The sequence below is a fragment of the Gaoshiqia sp. US2 genome, from assembly GCF_059705485.1.
In genome coordinates this window covers 1,743,245-1,761,197 of record NZ_AP048550.1, presented here as the reverse complement: position 1 = coordinate 1,761,197, position 17,953 = coordinate 1,743,245, and the positions used below count along the sequence as shown (strand labels likewise).

Below are 17,953 nucleotides of genomic sequence, written 5' to 3'. Positions count from 1 at the left end.
GTCCGGTACAACTATTTATTTTAACACAAAACTGAATCGACATGCCACAAATAAAACTTGCAGAAAAAACGGTTGAGCTGATCCGGGAAATCTGCGCCCAATTCAATCATCAGGAAACCGAACTCATTAACGTGCTTCACCAGGTGCAGCACAAACTGGGCTATTTACCGGCCGAAGTGCAGGAAGTGATTGCCAAAGAGTTGAATGCCCCGGTTGCTAAAGTCTACGGGGTGGTTACCTTTTATTCCTTTTTCACAATGCTGCCACAAGGACAACATCCCATTTCGGTTTGTATGGGAACGGCCTGCTACGTACGCGGCGCCGAAAAAGTGCTGACCGAATTTAAGCGGCAACTGGGCATCGACGTCGGGCAAACTTCGTCTGATGGCAAATTTTCGCTCAGCTGCCTGCGTTGCGTTGGCGCCTGCGGTCTAGCCCCCGTTGTACTGGTTGGCGAAAAGGTTTACGGACGGGTTTCACCGCAGCAGGTTTCAAAAATCATTGCCGAATACCAGGAAGGTTGTGCCACGGCCAAATCGGCCTGATCATAGAAACAGAAAAGGCTGTCTCCGAAAAGACAGCCTTTTATATTTGGTTTCAATTTAGCTTTAGTATTCCATTTCCAGATCGCCGCCGTGGATCTCGTGCCAGGGCAAACCATGCTGATTTAAGGCATCCATAAACGGATCCGGATCAAATTCTTCGACGTTGAACACACCGGGTTGTTTCCAAAGTCCTTTCAGGTACATCATGGCGCCGATCATGGCCGGAACGCCGGTGGTATAACTAACAGCCTGTGTCCCGGTTTCGGCATAGGCCATTTCGTGGTCGCAGTTATTGTATACGTAGTAGGTCTGCTCTTTGCCGTCTTTTAATCCTTTAATGCGGCAGCCGATAGAGGTCTGTCCCTTATAGTTTTCACCCAGATCGCCCGGGTTTGGCAATACCGCTTTCAGAAACTGAATCGGCACAATTTCTTTCCCTTCGTACATAATCGGCTCAATACCGGCCATCCCGATATTCTGGATCACACGCAGGTGAGTCAGATATTCCTGTCCGAAAGTCATCCAAAAACGGGCTTGTTTGATGGTCGGGAAGTTTTTCACCAGCGATTCCAGTTCTTCGTGGAAAATCAGGTACGATTCTTTCGGCCCGATATGCGGGTAGTTCAATGGTTTATGAATTTCATGCGGTTCCGTTTCAATCCATTTTCCATCTTTCCAGTATTTTCCTTTCTGGGTCACTTCGCGAATGTTAATCTCCGGATTGAAGTTGGTTGCGAAAGCTTTACCATGGTCGCCCGCGTTGCAGTCAACAATGTCCAGGTACCGGATTTCATCAAAATGATGTTTGGCGGCATAGGCCGTATACACGCTGGTGACACCCGGATCGAAACCACAACCCAGAATAGCCGTAATACCGGCTTCTTTGAAGCGGTTTTGATAAGCCCATTGCCACTTATATTCAAACTTGGCTTCATCCTTCGGCTCGTAGTTCGCCGTATCCAGGTAACTGGTTCCGGTTTCCAAACAGGCATCCATGATGGGCAGATCCTGATAGGGAAGTGCCACATTAACAACCAGGTCCGGTTTGAAGTTACGGATCAACTCAACCAGTTGAGGCACATTCTCGGCGTCAACCTGTGCTGTTTTAATCCGGTTACCACCAATTTTGTTGGCAATCTCATCGCATTTTGCTTTTGTGCGACTTGCCAGCATAATTTCCGAAAACACTTCCGGAAGTGCAGCCATCTTATGAGCAACGACTGTTCCCACACCTCCTGCACCGATGATTAATACTTTTCCCATTTACTTTTTTGTCAGTTTATTGAAGTTATATAACATGAGCCAAAGGAAATAAATTTTTCAATGCCACAAAATACTTTAAAACAGATTTAAAAAAAGTCACGCTCATACCAAAGCTTACTTTCGGGCCTGGCTTGCATCCGCAAACGCCATTCCTTCGGATAATAATTATTGAATCGGCTACCCAGGTTTTTGACAAAACCCAGCGGAGTTTCTCTGAAAGTTGCCAGCAACCAGTTTTCGTTCCGATCGTTCAGGCAGAACTGCTCCCTCGCCAGGTAGCGGATGGCATCGTCAAACATAAGTTCTGTCTCCGGAAATGCCTGCCGGTTTAAATCGAGGCACATCGCCAGTTCATGTTCGGGCAAAACGTCATGCTTTTTCACCAGACCCATCGTTGTTCCGGCTTTTACCAGGTTTACCCGCTCAAAAAGAAGCAGTATTTCTTTTTCCCATGCTGCCGGGATAAATTTCAGCTGGTCCTGGTGCTGAAAGAATCTTTTTGTTTCGGACCGAAGCAACCAATTTGGCTGAGCAACCAAGGCCTTCTGCAACTTTGTTTTAAATTTCCCGGGGAAACGTGCCGGCCGGGTTTCTTCGGTTTTTTGCAGCAAGGCGATAAAAAAACCTTCACCTTTCATTTTATGAGGGAAGAAGCGGTAAGCCCAAATGCCGTCGTATTCCAGTTCATCGATCTGCCAATCAGGCTGAATCGGCAGACGAATACTTTTAAATCCGCCCTGATTTTTCAGCCAGCTCAGGTTTTCTTCGTTCTCTGCCGGGTTAAATGTACAGGTACTGTAAATCAGGTACCCGCCGCTTTTCAGACAATCCCGGCTTTCAGCCAGAATACGCCGCTGGCGTACCGCGCAGTGCCCCGCGTTTTCAACCGACCACTCGTTGGCTGCCGCCGGATCACGACGAAACAGGCCTTCGCCCGAGCAAGGAGCATCGACGACCAGGACGTCAAACAGAGCTCCCGATTCGCCATACTGAGCAGCATCGCTGTTGCTCACCAAAAAATTCGTATGTCCCCATTTGCTCAGGTTTTCGATTAATACCGGCACACGGGAGCGGATCACTTCGTTGGCAACCAGTAAATCACCTGCTTGCATCAGGCTGCTCAACTGAGTTGATTTGCCGCCCGGCGCAGCGCACAAATCGAGGATCAATCTCGGATGATCGGTTTGAATTTGATTAAACACCTGTTCCAGGAACATGGAACTGGCTTCCTGCACATAGTAAGCGCCCGCGTGCCAAAGCGGGTCGAGCGTAAACAGGGGCCGTTCGTCCAAAAAATACGCGTTGCTGCTCCAGGGAACCTGCTCCAAACCGAATTTCCGGTCAAACTTGCCCGGGTTTAACCGGACACTCACTTTTGACTGAAAATCAAGCGATTCCAAAAACTCTTCGGCCGTTTCGGGAAACTGTTTTCTGATGCGTTCGGTAAATGCTGTTGGCCAATTGGTTTTTTCTGATGTCATAGGTCAAAAATAATAGTTAATTTTGGAACTGACATTTTCAGCAGAAAGGAGATTGAATGATGAGCGAACAATTGGTAAAACAACTCAATACCGAATTCAACGAAAAAGAAACCCATGAAACCTTAAAGGCGCTGGCCGAACGCTTTGCCGGTAAAATTGTGTTTACAACCAGCTTTGGCATCGAAGACCAGGTGATTACGGATCTGATTTTCAAGCACGACCTTCCGGTTCGGGTGATTACCCTGGATACCGGCCGTTTGTTTGAGGAAACCTACAAGGTTTACAGCCGTACCCTGGAAAGATACAACAAACCGATTTACCCCTATTATCCCAATCATGAGCAATTGGAAAAATTTGTAGCCGAAAAGGGTCCCAACAGCTTTTACGCTTCGGTTGAAAACCGAAAAATGTGCTGCCACATTCGTAAGGTTGAGCCGCTCGGACGCGCCCTGGCTGGCATGGAGTGCTGGATTACCGGTTTACGGGCCTCGCAATCGGCCAACCGCGAAGGTCTGGAATTTTTCAACTGGGATGCCGGTTTTTCGCTGGTGAAGTACAACCCGCTGCTGCACTGGAGCCTCGAAGATTGCCGTGCCTATGTAAACACAAACCATGTTCCGTACAATGTATTACACGACCGCGGTTTTGTCAGCATTGGCTGCGCTCCCTGCACGCGCGCCATTCAGCCTGGCGAAGATTTCCGCGCCGGGCGCTGGTGGTGGGAAAACAATTCAAAGAAGGAATGCGGGCTGCACTCGCATTAAGAAATAGCTAAACACGAAGAGCTTGTTTAACAAGCTCTTCGTGTTTAGATCAGGCCGATACAACTCTTCGTCCAAACGGAGTTAATGCCAGGCTAACCAGTTTAAAATGCTGTTTGGCAAAAGGAATGCCGATAATGGTAATGGCAAACAACAGGCCCAGCACCAGGTGCGAAAGCGCAATCCAAATCCCGCCCACCAACAGCCACAGAATATTCATAATGGTTGACAGGCATCCCGGCGCGTAATCCATGTATTCGATCCGTTTTCCAAACGGCCACAAAGCAACCTGGGCCAATTTTAACGACTGCAAACCAAAGGGTATCCCAACAATGGTTAAACACAGCAAACACCCGGCAAGCAGGTATTCGAGAAAAATAAAAAAGCCGCCAAAAACGACCCAAATCATATTTCCAAGAACCTTCATTTCTTTATTGTTTTGTTTCCTCCGAATTTACGCAATTCTCTTTTCTTTACAACCATCGGCCTAACCGGAATAATAAACACGAAATTCACAACCGAAAGGTCGAAAATGCCGTTATCCTCTTTCGCGGGAAGTTCTGCATTTCACCCGAACCGAACTGCTTAATCGAGACAAGCCGAAGTAAATATTTACTGAAAATGAGATTTTTATGAAAATTTAAACCGTAACTTTGGCCTGTCGAACACATACGGAACCCTTTAGACCATTTATCACGCTAAACCTGATCATCATGGAAACAACCATCCTAACCATTAAGAAAAAAATGCGCCAACTGACCGGGCACCTTATGTGGATACTGGTCCCGCTAACGGCCGTCATGCTTCTGATCCCGGCCTCATCCTGTCACGAAAAGAAGGAACCAGGCTATTACGTAAGCAAACAAACGGAAGTATTTAACTTTTCGAGAGAAACCGGACACCTTTATGTCGAAGCTTCCGATTCTGCTTTTTTGATATCAGCTGCCGGCGACCTGTTCGGATCGGATGATGCCATTTTCTTCTTCGATCCGCAAGCTCCCGGAATTCATATTGGAATTTCAGATGATTTATACTTTGTTGCCGAGAGTAAATCTTCGGTGATCGATCTGAGTAAAGCCGAACCCATCGAACAGGCAGAGTGGTTGATTGAAAACGACCGAAACCCGATCAAATCACTGACAATCAATACCGACAGCCTAACCGAGCAACAGCTTCAATTCATTGATAAACTTTCACAATCTCACCCAAACATTGGCCTTTGCTTTAACGAAGACTACGACATCATTCCGCAACTGCTGAAAAAATTTAATCCCAAATGGCTGATTTTATCCGACTTTAAGCAGGACGATGCTGACATTTTAGCCGGCTTGAACCTGCTTGAACGTTTATATATCGAAACTTACGACAGCCTGATCACCACTCCCCTGCCCGCAATGCCGCAGTTAAAACAGCTAAACCTGGCTATTGATCACTATTTGCCGGAAATAAGCTCTGACCTGCTGATGAATAACCATCAAATTGAACGGCTCGATGTGCTTAGCCTCTCGTTAACCGACTATGCTTTCATTCAGCCTTTATCCCGCCTGAAAAAGTTAATGGTAATCGCACAGGATACCTTGATCGATCTTGATTTTATACGGAAACACAATAAACTGGAATCCCTGAGTTTAAAAGCCGACTCGGTCGTAAACATCGATGCACTGAACGAATTGTATCATTTAAAGTGGCTTTCGCTCCATATAAATCTGACACAGGAAGAGTTCAATACCCTGATTGCAAATAATCCCGGTTTAGAAGCGCTTGACTTTTATAACTCCGAAAACATCCGGGATCTCGACGCTCTTGTTTCGTTAAAAGAATTAACCGTATTGACCATTGCAGACAGCTTGTATGACCATGCCACAATAGCAGAATTAAAGAACCTGAAATACCTGGCGCTTCCCGAGTGCATTTACCAGGATTCGGTTTACCTGGCCCAACTCGAAACCCAATTGCCGAATTGTTTGATTGGCTCCAACTACGGCTATTGCATGGGCACCGGCTGGTTGTTGCTGTTTTTCCCGCTTGCCGCCCTGTTTTGGTTCCTGACGAAAAGAAAACGCATTGCTGCTGATTTATGAAGATGGCCCGTATTCGAAAAAGACAAAAATTATACATACGGGCATTTTTTTGTATAACGGGATTTATCCTCTTCCCGCTTTTTATTCACCGCCCGTTTCCATGGCCAGTTGTTTCGGTGGCGGGGCTGGCCCTGCCCGCCTGGATATTGGCCGGCGGAATCAAATCGGGGCGCGAACTCTCCGAAATTATTCGCTTTAAAATACCCGGAAAGCCAATCACCTCGTTGTTTGCCGGCTTAGCGGCAGGAGCAGCGCTGGCTGTTTATTACCGGTATTACCTGGGAAATACCCTTCTTCCGGGTTCTCTCACCCGGTTTGCCTTGCTTGCGGCCCTCATCGGTGGCAGCGAAGAATTTATTTTCAGGGGAATCGTCCAGGGTTACTTCAGCAAAATCAGTTTAAGCTTTGCCGTTGTATTCGCCGCCTTTGCACATTCGGCTTACAAAACCTTCCTTTTTACAACACAGCCTGAAGCTTCGGGAAGCGGCTTGTTCTGGTTGTTCGCGATCACGTTTGGAGTAGGTTTGCTGGCCGGGCGGCTAAAGGAATTTTCCAAAAGCATTGTTCCCCCCATCCTGGGGCATGTGGTTTTTGATATCCTGGTTTACGGACAATCGCGCACAGCTCCCTGGTGGGTGTGGTAATTCAGCCCGATCAAAAAAATAAGAACCGGCACGCTAATTTGTGGTTAGCGAATCCGGACTTCCAGATCGGGCATGGCCACCGATAATTTTTCGATCAGCGTATTCAGGTTGGTATTGTAATGCACCGGATAAACAATTTTGGGCTTGATTTTTTTGACCGTCTGCACAAACATATCTTCATCCATAATGAAGGGCAACATCATGGGAATAAACGCGACATCGGGTTTCATAAAAAAGCGCATTTCATCAATATATTCGGTATCGCCGGCAATATAGATCGTTTTGTCGCCAAACACCAGGAAATAGCCGTTGCCCTCTCCTTTCGGATGATACGGAACGTTGTCCGGACGCAGATTGACCACATTGTACGCGGCAACCGCTTTAATGTAAATGTCATGGAAAGTCGTTTGCATGCCATTCTCGAGAAACTCTCCAAAATCCATCTTTTTGATACAGGATTTGGATGCAATGACTCTCGTATCGTGCTTCGACAAAAATTCAATGGTTGAGTTACTTAAATGATCGCGGTGGTCATGGGTAATCAGGATCAAATCGGCCTTGGGCAATCGGCTGACATCTCCCACATTCGGAATCGGATCGACATAAATATTCAGCCGGTTAAAGGTGAAATGATAAAAACAATGCCCGATCACTTCAATTTCCAAATCTCCTTTTGAAGTAATTAACACATCTTTTTGCCGGTATTGTTCTCCCGAAAAACTTTCGGCAGCACTCAACAAAAACAAACAGGTAATAACAACCAGGTATTTTTTCATAACAAGCTTCCTGCTTATGACCGGCTAATATATCAAATTCCCATGTATACCAAAAATCGTCCTTGTCTTTATTTGGATGTCTTTCCTCTTACCACGAAAGGAAATCATCAAACAGAATGAACCTGAATTGTGTTCTGCTGTTTTTTTATCAAAAATCGGTTTTATGAAACATGATCTCTTTTTGCTGGTCTTTGGTCTGATCAGTGTATTTTCATCCTGCCAATACCGTACGGCTCCCGATCAGGTTGGCGTATCCATGACTGTTCCTGCCGAGCAGGTTTCGTTGGGCGGGATTCTGGCCGAAAGGCTGGCCGAAGGTCATCCTGAAAATCCACCAAGCAACCCGCCTGCCCCGGATTACACACGGGGATTCAAACAACTGATAATCAATACAGAACAATTAAAAGAAGGTGGCCGAAATATTAAAATAGAAGAACTTATCCGCGATTGGGAAAGATGGCAACAGCTCTGTACCGACAAGTTTGAAGAACTGGCTGCCGAAGAAATTCACTCGTGGGTTACATTAAACGACAGCCTTTTAAAATATACCGGGCAGGTACGCTTTGCCGACGAACTGGAAAGGCTGTTTTACAATGCTCACATCCCCGAAGCGGTTAGCGAAGAACTAATCAAATCAGTTTACTACACCCGGCTGTATGATCGCATTTATGTGAATATTTACGGAAGTTCAGCGATTGAATACGAGCACACAACGGGAGGAAAAATCCGGCTGATCCAGGACACGCAATATCCCTACGACGGCAGCATCAACTTAAAATTTGAACTGCAGGATACCCGCTATCTCGACCTGTTCATTCGTATCCCCGAATGGGCCGACCGGGCGTCGGTTACCGTGAAAGGCGTAAAATACAATGTGGTAGCCGGACAATTTACCGAAGTGGCAAAAAAATGGAAAAACGGCGATGAAGTGGAAATTATCCTCGGCATGCGTCCGAATGTGATACGGAGCAAGGGGAACAAGCTGGCTTTTACCTACGGCCCCCTCCTGCTTAGTTATATAAAGCCGGTTGATGAACTTCCGGCTTTTTCGGAAAGCGATCCTATCCGGTATTTACAATTTGTATCGCCTCCCGGGAAAATGCCAACTTTTACCTTTAGCGGAATACCCGGGGAAGCGCTGGCACTGCAGCCCTATTTTGCCGAAAGAGATTCGGCTGAAGTAAGAACAGCATGGATCAAAACCACCAATTGATCAATGTATTTTCGGGATGAAGGATGATACAAAACCAACCACATTCGGGCTATCCTTAAATTTACCTTATGCAAAATATTCCGGCAGCATTCAACCGGCTAATTAAAGTTTGTTATATATTTGCCCGTAACCAGCTAAAACAAGCCATTGTTGAAGATTACTCCCGATATAAACAACCAGGAACTGACCGGGTTGGTCCGCGCCGGATCAAAAGAGGCTTTCCGTTTACTGTACGAACGGTACGCCCGGAATATCCACCGCTTTGCATGCAGCTACCTGAAATCGGATCATGACGCAGAGGAACTGGTGCAGGATGTTTTTCTGAAAGTCTGGGAGAAACGCCACACCCTCGATTACTCCGGCAATATCCGCGCATTTATCTTCAAAATCGCGGTTAACAGCATCTACGACTTGATCCGCAGAAAAAATATTGAGCAGGCTTTTGCCGACTTTGCAAGCAGCATGGCCAATCAATCAGATTCAACCTGGCAGGAGGTTATTTTCAACGACATGCTCGCCCAAATTCACGGACTGATGCAGCAAATGCCCGAACAACGCCGCAAAATTTTTCAACTGAGCAAAGAATCAGGTCTGAACAACGATGAAATTGCCAAAAATCTCGGCCTATCCAAACGAACTGTCGAAAATCAGCTTTACCGGGCAACTGCCTTCCTGAAAAGCAAAATGCAGCCAGACAACCTGTTCATATCCCTGTTTATTTATCTTTTCCTGTCCTGAAAATTTCAGCCGAAAGCAACAGCCTTTTTTCGGATCAGCCACGGCTGCTTTCAATAAAGATTGTAATTTTGGTGAATTGATCATTTTAAGGAGATGCAGATGAACGAAAAATTGAATGCCTTTGGCAAATTACTTGAAATCATGGACGAGCTGCGCGAAAAATGCCCGTGGGACCGCGAGCAAACCTTTGAATCGCTCCGAAAACTAACCATTGAAGAAACTTACGAACTGGGTGACGCGATTCTGCAAAACGACCTGAACGAGATCAAAAAAGAATTGGGCGATTTACTGCTGCACATTGTTTTTTACGCTAAAATTGGCGAGGAACAACAGGCCTTCAACATCACCGACATCATTAACTCTTTAACCGAAAAACTGATTTACCGGCATCCGCATATTTACGGCGAAGTAGATGTACACAATGCCCGCGAAGTGGAACAAAACTGGGAATCGCTCAAGCTAAAAGAAAAAGACCGTAAAAAGAAGACCGTGCTCGAAGGCGTTCCGGCTTCGCTTCCGGCTTTGGTAAAAGCCAACCGCATTCAGGAAAAAGCCAGCGGTGTTGGCTTCGACTGGGAACATCCGGAGCAGGTTTGGGAAAAAGTAAAAGAAGAAATCAGCGAGTTGCAACACGAAATAACCAACAACAACACCGATCAGGTGGAGGCCGAATTTGGCGACCTGTTCTTCGCATTGGTCAATGCGGCCCGCCTTTACGGCGTTGACCCGGAGGCGGCGCTGGAACGCACCAACATTAAGTTCATCAAACGTTTTAATTACCTGGAAAGCCAAACCCTGAAAAAAGGTCTTGACCTGAAAACCATGAGCCTGGCCGAAATGGACAAATACTGGGACGAAGCCAAAAAACTGGAGCAATAGCATTTAAGATTAAGAAACAGGGTCCCGTTTATGCCGCCCGGATATCCTGAGAACATTGCCGAAACCCGTTTTAATCACCCCCGCATGGTCATTTTTAATTACCACTGATTTGTCCTCTGATTTCACCGCCGGGATAAGCGTCGGTATGCACATTAACATAGGCATTCCCGGCCGACATGGCGCTCACCAGTTCAGAAAATGGTCGCCCCAGTAAGATTCCCGAAAAATTCGCCTCGGTGATGGTTCCTTCTGCCAAAATCCCGTTCGTAGTCCCGGGGATTAGCTGAAAAGGTGGCGCCAACGGGTATAACCAAACGACCACGCCACCATTTACACCGGCCGGAGCCAAATGGATATGCGCCATCCGGACATTGTCGATATTGGCAACAATCAGTTTAAATGTAAGCATGTTCCCGTCTTTATTTAATAAAAAAACTGCCTCGCCCTTCGCCATCGTCTCTACAGCCGGCACTTCCTGGTTCCCGGTTAAATGCGCTTTAAAAACCAACGCCTTTTTAGCGCTTTTTAACTCACCCTCGGCAAAGGCTTCATCCATCGCGGTTTTCTCGCATGATGCCATCATCAGCATACAAAGAGAAAAAATAAGTAAAAAATTCTTTTCCATAAATCCTGTTTTTTATTTGTCATGTAACTCATTACTTATTAGCAATTTAAAATGTTTCAGTATTTCGGATGTTTTTATCTTTTAATTAGTCTATTTTAAAACATGTCCCGAAAGAAAATCTGTCGTGTGAAAGCAAATCTGCAATCGGTGTTTCACGACGTAAGGGCAAAGCCGGGCATGGAAGACATACATAAACAAAATATTTAATCCAACAATAATGCACAATTTCAAAATCATTTTAATAACATATTCGCCCGGTTTACGCCTCGTTGTTTGTTAAGAAATTATTACTAATTTTGGTGTTTTCATTGCAAAAAACAGTATAACAAACCTGAAATTTCTTTCAAAAAAAACTAACACCATGAAAGTATATACGACCAATGAAATCCGGAATATTGCTTTAATTGGCAATGCCGGCAGTGGGAAAACCACCCTCGCGGAAGCCATGCTGTTCGAGGGTGGAGTGATTAACCGCAGAGGTGAAGTAACTGCTAAAAACACGGTATCGGATCACCATCCGATTGAACAGGATTATGGCAACTCCGTATTTTCGACCGTCCTGCACGCGGAGTACAACAATAAAAAGGTCAACATCATCGACACTCCCGGGATGGACGATTTTCGTGGTTCGGTTATCTCCTCCCTGCATGTTGTTGGCAGCGCAGTTCTGATCATCAACACCCCGCATGGCATCGAATCAGGAACGGAAGCGGTTTGCCGTTATGCCGAAAAAGCAAAAAAACCATTAATCTTCGTTTTCAACCACCTCGATCACGAAAACGCCAACTTTGAACAAACCCTCGATCAGGCGAAACATACGTTCGGAAATAAAGTCACCCTGGTGCAATACCCGGTAAATGCTGGTCAGGGTTTCAACTCGATTATCGACGTACTGAAAATGAAACTGTACAAATACCCGGCCGACGGCGGTAAACCCGAAGTATTGGAGATTCCGGCCGGGGAAAAAGACCGGGCCGATAAATTGCACAACGAATTGATTGAGATGGCTGCCGAAAACGACGAAAACCTGATGGAGCTGTATTTTGAAAAAGGCAGCTTAACCGAAGACGAAATGCGGCAGGGAATTAAACTGGGCATGATTTCCCGAAGCCTTTTCCCGGTATTTTGCACGGGAGCAAAACACAATATGGGCGTTGGCCGCTTGCTCGAATTTATTACCAACATTACCCCCTCGCCTGCCGAAGCTGTTGAAGTCCCCGAACTGAACGGGAAAACCGTTAAAATGGATCCGGCCGCCCCAACGTCACTGTTTGTTTTCAAAACTTCGATTGAACAACACGTGGGTGAAATCACCTACTTTAAAGTGATGAGCGGCACCGTAAAAGAAGGTCAGGATTTAACCAATTCGAAGACTGAAAATAAAGAACGGATCTCCCAGCTTTTTGTAGCGGCCGGTAAAAGCAGAACCAAGGTGCCGGAAATGATTGCCGGAGACATTGGCGCAACCGTAAAACTTCGCGAGACAAAAGTAAACCATACCCTCAGCGAAAAAGAAGCCGCCTACAAATTTAAACCGGTTGAATTTCCAACCTCGCGCCACACGGTCGCGTTAAAAGCAGTAAATGAGGCCGATGATGAAAAAGTAGGCGAGATGTTTCAAAAGCTTCACGACGAGGACCCAACCTACCGGGTAGAATATTCAAAAGAGCTGAAACAGATGCTCATCCACTGCCAGGGTGAGTACCACCTCAATGCGCTGAACTGGTTTTATAAAAATATTTTTAAAATCGACATTGAATTTAAAACACCTAAAATTCCATACCGCGAAACCATCACCAAATCGGCCCAGGCCGACTACCGCCACAAAAAACAGTCGGGTGGCGCCGGTCAGTTTGGCGAAGTACACCTGATGATCGAACCTTTTATTGAAGGTGTCGACCCGAAAACATCTTTCAGCATTAACGGGAAAGACATGAAGCTTTCGGTCCGCGACACGCAGGAATACCCGCTTTCGTGGGGAGGAAAACTGATTTTCCACAACTGTATCGTGGGCGGATCGATTGATTCCCGCTTTCTTCCTGCCATCCTGAAAGGGATTATGGAAAAAATGGAAGAGGGTCCCCTAACCGGTTCTTATGCACGCGACATCCGGGTTTATGTTTACGACGGTAAGATGCACCCGGTTGACTCCAATGAAATTTCCTTCAAACTTGCAGGAAGAAACGCTTTCTCAAAAGCTTTTAAAGATGCCGGTCCGAAAATCCTTGAACCGATTTATAACCTGGAGGTCATGGTACAGAGCGAGCGCATGGGCGATGTGATGAGCGACCTGCAAGGACGCCGGGCTCTGATCATGGGCATGGGCAGTGAAAAAGGATATGAGAAAATTGAAGCCAAAGTTCCGCTGAAAGAAATGTTTAAATATTCGACCTCGCTGAGTTCGATCACCCAGGGGAAAGGCCGTTTCAGCATTAAGTTCGACGGATACGAGAAAGTACCGCAGGAAGTACAGGACGAACTGCTCGCCGCTTACGCCGCCGAACAGGATGAAGAATGAGAACCAATTCTAATCCTTAAATAATCAATTAAAATTGAAATGAAGACCCCGGACCAGCCATCCGGGGCTTCTTTTTTATAATGCGGATTGCACCTCCGATTCAACAGATGTACACGCCTTTTTAACAGAAAGAGGCTGAACACGCCGGTTCAGCCTCTTTGGTCGGGACATTTGAATTACTACTCCTTACCATTATATATGGCCCATTCCACCATATATCGAATCGCAGAAATCTATAAAAATCTCGCCAGTCATTTTTACTTGTTCAAAATTAACTGACCGGAAACTTTAGTCCCATTTAATGTTAACGAATAGATTAATACACCAGGAGCAACACCTGCCGGCTGATATTGTGCCGTGGTAGTAACTCCCTGAAGTACTTTTTGATTCAGAACAGTTGACAGCTTGGCGCCGGTTGAGTTGAAGATCTCCAGTACAGCGCGGCCATCCTGTGACGGAACAAACTGGAAGGTTACCATTTCGGTAAACGGATTCGGATAAGCAATCAAATCGATACCTTCTTTTTCAATCGTCATACTGAACGAATTAAAGGTACTCATTTCCTGCATTACCGTTTCCTCTTCTTCCTCAGCAAAATATTCTGCCGGTGGTGTTGTGCTCAGGAATGCGCATTCGTCGAATCCATCATTGATGGCGCCAACAGCCATAGCCAGGTCGCCTAATGATACGCCGACATCGGTTCCGCAAAGAGCATCGTTAGCCATGGCATACAAATCGCCGACATTGACCGAACCACCAGACAGGACGGAGGCAGGCAGATAGAACGGCAACCATTCTCCAACCGGAGAAGCTTCGCCTTCTTCACCTTTACAAATGGACGATTTTGACGTCCAGAATACATAAACACCTTCGCCAGCATCAAAGTACGGCGTAATTGTCAGGTCTGCCAGATCTGCATCCAGACGCAGGTTCAAGCCCAGCGTAATGGTTTGGGCAAGCAACGAATTGTTTAGCGTACCTTGTTTGTTTACCAATTGCCCACAATTGTAGTCACCGTTCAGCACTGACGACGAACCTCCTCCCGGGAGAATCCCGATCACACAGGCAGCGCTTCCGGCCGGAATGGTGTAGGAATGTCCGGGACATCCGATAACCAGGTCGGTATCAAGCAGGTCGGTGAGCAATTCAGTCGTGGTTCTGCCGTCACAGTACAAACCTCCGTCGTTTCCATAGAATCCCTGTGTAAGCGTACAGAAATCTTCGCCGCAAGGAAGAACAGTTACGGTAATACAGACAGAAGCCGGATTTCCGCATTCATCTTCTACGTAGAAACAAACTTCAGTATCTCCTTCCGGGAACATGTAACCGGCCAGGTCGGTTTCGGGCTCGCCATTAACGGTAACAGTGAGTTCGGAAATCGTACCGTCACATTCATCTTCAAATACCGGATCAGGTATCACAACCGGTTCGCTGCATTCGAATACCAAATCATCGAAAGTTCCCTGTAATACAGGTTCGCTCAGGTCGTATTTCCAGGTTACGGTAACGGTCACTTCATCAGCTGCGTTGCCGCATTCGTCTTCGGCCGTAAAGGTACGGGTTTTTGAACGCATACAGCCATCTTCCATGACATCGCCGTCGGTGTACGCAACATCTACTTCTCCATCGCAATTATCCATAGCGGTGGCGCCTCCCAAGGCAGCTTCGATTTCTTCTGCTGTCGGGTTGCAGCCTAAGTCGTCATCTTCGTTATCGGCGGTAATAACCGGAGCTTCCATATCCCATTTCCAGGTTACGGTAACGGTCACTTCATCAGCTGTGTTGCCGCATTCGTCTTCGGCCGTAAAGGTACGGGTCTTCGAACGCATACAACCATCTGAAATAACATCACCATCCGTATAGTCAACGTCAACTTCGCCGTCGCAATTATCCATAGCGGTGGCGCCTCCCAGGGCAGCTTCGATTTCTTCTGCAGTCGGGTTGCAGCCTAAGTCGTCATCTTCGTTATCGGCGGTAATAACCGGAGCTTCCATATCCCATTTCCAGGTTACGGTAACGGTCACTTCATCAGCTGTGTTGCCGCATTCGTCTTCGGCCGTAAAGGTACGGGTCTTCGAACGCATACAACCATCTGAAATAACATCACCATCCGTATAATCAACGTCAACTTCGCCGTCGCAATTATCCATAGCGGTGGCGCCTCCCAGGGCAGCTTCGATTTCTTCTGCAGTCGGGTTGCAGCCTAAGTCGTCATCTTCGTTATCGGCGGTAATAACCGGAGCTTCCGTATCCCATTTCCAGGTTACGGTAACGGTCACTTCATCAGCTGCGTTACCGCATTCGTCTTCGGCCGTAAAGGTACGGGTCTTCGAACGCATACAACCATCTGAAATAACATCACCATCGGTATAGTCAACGTCAACTTCGCCGTCGCAACCATCCATAGCCGTAGCGCCTCCCAAGGCAGCTTCGATTTCTTCTGCTGTCGGGTTGCAGCCTAAGTCGTCATCTTCGTTATCGGCGGTAATAACCGGAGCTTCCGTATCCCATTTCCAGGTTACGGTAACGGTCACTTCATCAGCTGCGTTGCCGCATTCGTCTTCGGCCGTAAAGGTACGGGTCTTCGAACGCATACAACCATCTGAAATAACATCACCATCGGTATAGTCAACGTCAACCTCATCATCGCAGTTATCCGTTGCAGACGCGCCTCCCAGGGCAGCTTCGATTTCCTCTGCTGTCGGGTTGCAGCCTAAGTCGTCGTCTTCGTTGTCGGCTGTGATCACCGGAGCGGTTTCATCAGCAGCTACTTTAAAGGTACTGGTGCAGGTTTCGGTACCGAAACAGTCGCCTGTCACTTCATAGGTAAATGAAAGGTCTGCTCCAACGCAGCGTACATTTTCGGGCAACGCGGGTATCTGATCAATATTGTCGCTCAGGCGACAATCGCCCGAAGAGGTAAATCCTCCAACCCATGAAGCATAGGCTGCCGCGATATCATCCAGGGATGTACATTCGGGCAGGTCAACATCTGTCGGACAATTGATCACGATCGGGTCCGGAGCGGTTACGGTAAAGGTGCTTGAGCAGTTTAATGAATCGATACAGTCATCGCTCACATAATAGGTGAAACTGATCTGCCCGCCGCACAGGATACTTTCTGCAGTTTCCGGAAGTTCTCCCAGGTTATCGACAATTGTTCCGATACCTCCCGAATAACTGAAGCCATCTTTCCAATTTTGGTAAGCGGTGGCAACGTCGGCACAAGCATCCACAGTAGCCGGATTCGGACAGTTAACTGCCAGATCATCCAGATCGAGGTTCAGCTGAATCGGCGCTCCCGGGATATCTTTCAATTCCGACTGAGCGGAAGAACCGGAAGTTCTGGTCCTGACAAACAAGGTAGCGAGGCTGAAGCACGGATCTTCATCCAAATTAAACAACGCGCTCAGATTAACAGCGCCTTCGCACCATTGGTTGACCACATAGGTGTTTCCCCCATAAACGTCAAAGGGAACAGTGGTCGGGGCTGTATTTACCGTGGCAAAAATAGCTCCGGTAAATTCAGAATTCGGATGTACCACGTACTGGTAGCCGGCGCCAACCTGCTCCCACACGTTAACTACGACCGTAGCGACCGGACCACCGTTGGTAAACTCAACAGTGACCAGCACGTCTCCCACTGTCCGTCCGCCGTGAGGCCCTTCCGTGGTAAAGGTGCCGCCTTCGACCATCGACAAGGTGTTTTGCAGAAACTCAAAGTCGATGTAACTGCTCCCGTTTGTTACCTCGCGGTCGGCAGCAAATAAACACCATAAATCATCGGCATCACCTCCCAGCGAAGGTTCTCCCCAGGTAAAGTGCACCCCGACATTCTGGATTTCATTCTTATTGGGAACATTGCCCAAACCCCAGGTGTAGGTTGCAGGGTGATCATTAATTTTATTGGAAGAGGTAAAGGTAGTGTAATCCGGTTGCCTTCCCCAGGCATCTACAAACTGATACGTGTAGGGGTAAAGGAAATCGTAGGGAGGATCGGGGTTATACAAACCTCCGCCACCACCGGGCGCGTTGAAAAACCAGTCACCTACACCTTCGTAACCTGCAGGCGTATTGGCAAAAGCATCGCCATCAACGCCAAATCCACCCATAGGGGTTTGTACCGGGGCAACTCCCTGAACGTTCTGAGCTGCTGCCGTAAGGCCAATCACCATAAAGGCGACAAGCATAAGCGGGTAAAGCAAAAACTGCCATGTACATCGTTTAAGCCAACCCATTGCCATTTTTCTCACAGAAAAAAAGTAGTCCTTTTTCATAATCACATCATTAAAATTTCAGAATTGTAATAAACATTCATAATCCCTCTTCAGAAGTTTCATTGGTAAGGAGCTTCACCACGCTTGCCTTATGAAGCGGTTTATCAGGCCATTCTTGCGTGCAAAGAACTAACCTTCCAGAGGTTAACAAA

The 17,953-nt window shown here is 46.9% G+C and carries 14 protein-coding genes; 8 read left to right on the top strand and 6 right to left on the bottom strand.

The window, feature by feature from the left end; translation table 11 throughout:
* Positions 1 to 41: 41 nt before the first annotated feature.
* A complete protein-coding gene (gene nuoE, locus AC6H3C_RS06945; protein WP_497519981.1) occupies positions 42 to 545 on the top strand; it encodes an NADH-quinone oxidoreductase subunit NuoE in 504 nt (167 codons plus the stop codon).
* A 63-nt stretch (positions 546 to 608) separates the two neighbouring features.
* Here the strand turns inward: nuoE and AC6H3C_RS06940 are convergent, their stop codons facing one another.
* Both AC6H3C_RS06940 and AC6H3C_RS06935 read right to left on the bottom strand, forming a co-directional pair.
* Positions 609 to 1,808: a saccharopine dehydrogenase family protein gene (locus tag AC6H3C_RS06940; protein WP_497519980.1), complete on the bottom strand. Its 1,200-nt coding sequence runs from the start codon at positions 1,806 to 1,808 to the stop codon at positions 609 to 611.
* Positions 1,809 to 1,894: 86 nt separating this feature from the next.
* On the bottom strand, positions 1,895 to 3,289 hold the full coding sequence (locus AC6H3C_RS06935; RefSeq protein WP_497519979.1) for a methyltransferase RsmF C-terminal domain-like protein: 1,395 nt from the start codon (positions 3,287 to 3,289) through the stop codon (positions 1,895 to 1,897).
* Positions 3,290 to 3,345: 56 nt separating this feature from the next.
* Here AC6H3C_RS06935 and AC6H3C_RS06930 point away from each other — a divergent pair, with 56 nt between their 5' ends.
* Positions 3,346 to 4,053 carry a phosphoadenylyl-sulfate reductase gene (locus AC6H3C_RS06930; RefSeq protein WP_497519978.1) on the top strand — a complete coding sequence of 236 codons (708 nt, stop codon included), beginning with the start codon at positions 3,346 to 3,348 and terminating at the stop codon, positions 4,051 to 4,053.
* A 49-nt stretch (positions 4,054 to 4,102) separates the two neighbouring features.
* Here the strand turns inward: AC6H3C_RS06930 and AC6H3C_RS06925 are convergent, their stop codons facing one another.
* On the bottom strand, positions 4,103 to 4,477 hold the full coding sequence (locus AC6H3C_RS06925; RefSeq protein WP_497519977.1) for a YccF domain-containing protein: 375 nt from the start codon (positions 4,475 to 4,477) through the stop codon (positions 4,103 to 4,105).
* A gap of 286 nt (positions 4,478 to 4,763) precedes the next feature.
* On the opposite strand from AC6H3C_RS06925, the gene AC6H3C_RS06920 reads away from it, so the two are divergent.
* Both AC6H3C_RS06920 and AC6H3C_RS06915 read left to right on the top strand, forming a co-directional pair.
* Positions 4,764 to 6,131: a leucine-rich repeat domain-containing protein gene (locus tag AC6H3C_RS06920; protein ID WP_497519976.1), complete on the top strand. Its 1,368-nt coding sequence runs from the start codon at positions 4,764 to 4,766 to the stop codon at positions 6,129 to 6,131.
* A gap of 2 nt (positions 6,132 to 6,133) precedes the next feature.
* A complete protein-coding gene (locus AC6H3C_RS06915; protein WP_497519974.1) occupies positions 6,134 to 6,775 on the top strand; it encodes a CPBP family glutamic-type intramembrane protease in 642 nt (213 codons plus the stop codon).
* Positions 6,776 to 6,819: 44 nt separating this feature from the next.
* On the opposite strand, the gene AC6H3C_RS06910 is transcribed toward AC6H3C_RS06915, so the two are convergent.
* On the bottom strand, positions 6,820 to 7,551 hold the full coding sequence (locus AC6H3C_RS06910) for an MBL fold metallo-hydrolase (protein ID WP_497519973.1): 732 nt from the start codon (positions 7,549 to 7,551) through the stop codon (positions 6,820 to 6,822).
* A gap of 163 nt (positions 7,552 to 7,714) precedes the next feature.
* Here AC6H3C_RS06910 and AC6H3C_RS06905 point away from each other — a divergent pair, with 163 nt between their 5' ends.
* The 3 genes from AC6H3C_RS06905 (at position 7,715) to mazG (ending at position 10,381) form a co-directional block, all read left to right on the top strand.
* Complete coding sequence (locus AC6H3C_RS06905; protein ID WP_497519972.1) at positions 7,715 to 8,764, top strand: glycoside hydrolase family 127 protein; 1,050 nt, start codon at positions 7,715 to 7,717, stop codon at positions 8,762 to 8,764.
* Between the two features lie 147 nt (positions 8,765 to 8,911).
* Complete coding sequence (locus AC6H3C_RS06900) at positions 8,912 to 9,502, top strand: RNA polymerase sigma-70 factor (protein WP_497519971.1); 591 nt, start codon at positions 8,912 to 8,914, stop codon at positions 9,500 to 9,502.
* A gap of 99 nt (positions 9,503 to 9,601) precedes the next feature.
* Positions 9,602 to 10,381 carry a nucleoside triphosphate pyrophosphohydrolase gene (gene mazG / locus AC6H3C_RS06895; RefSeq protein ID WP_497519970.1) on the top strand — a complete coding sequence of 260 codons (780 nt, stop codon included), beginning with the start codon at positions 9,602 to 9,604 and terminating at the stop codon, positions 10,379 to 10,381.
* 94 nt (positions 10,382 to 10,475) lie between these two features.
* Here the strand turns inward: mazG and AC6H3C_RS06890 are convergent, their stop codons facing one another.
* On the bottom strand, positions 10,476 to 11,006 hold the full coding sequence (locus AC6H3C_RS06890) for a CHRD domain-containing protein (protein ID WP_497519969.1): 531 nt from the start codon (positions 11,004 to 11,006) through the stop codon (positions 10,476 to 10,478).
* 361 nt (positions 11,007 to 11,367) lie between these two features.
* Between AC6H3C_RS06890 and fusA2 the strand changes: the two genes are divergently transcribed.
* Positions 11,368 to 13,524 carry an elongation factor G2 gene (fusA2, locus tag AC6H3C_RS06885; protein WP_497519968.1) on the top strand — a complete coding sequence of 719 codons (2,157 nt, stop codon included), beginning with the start codon at positions 11,368 to 11,370 and terminating at the stop codon, positions 13,522 to 13,524.
* Between the two features lie 257 nt (positions 13,525 to 13,781).
* Here fusA2 and AC6H3C_RS06880 read toward each other — a convergent pair whose 3' ends face one another.
* On the bottom strand, positions 13,782 to 17,801 hold the full coding sequence (locus AC6H3C_RS06880; RefSeq protein ID WP_497519967.1) for a hypothetical protein: 4,020 nt from the start codon (positions 17,799 to 17,801) through the stop codon (positions 13,782 to 13,784).
* Positions 17,802 to 17,953: the final 152 nt, after the last annotated feature.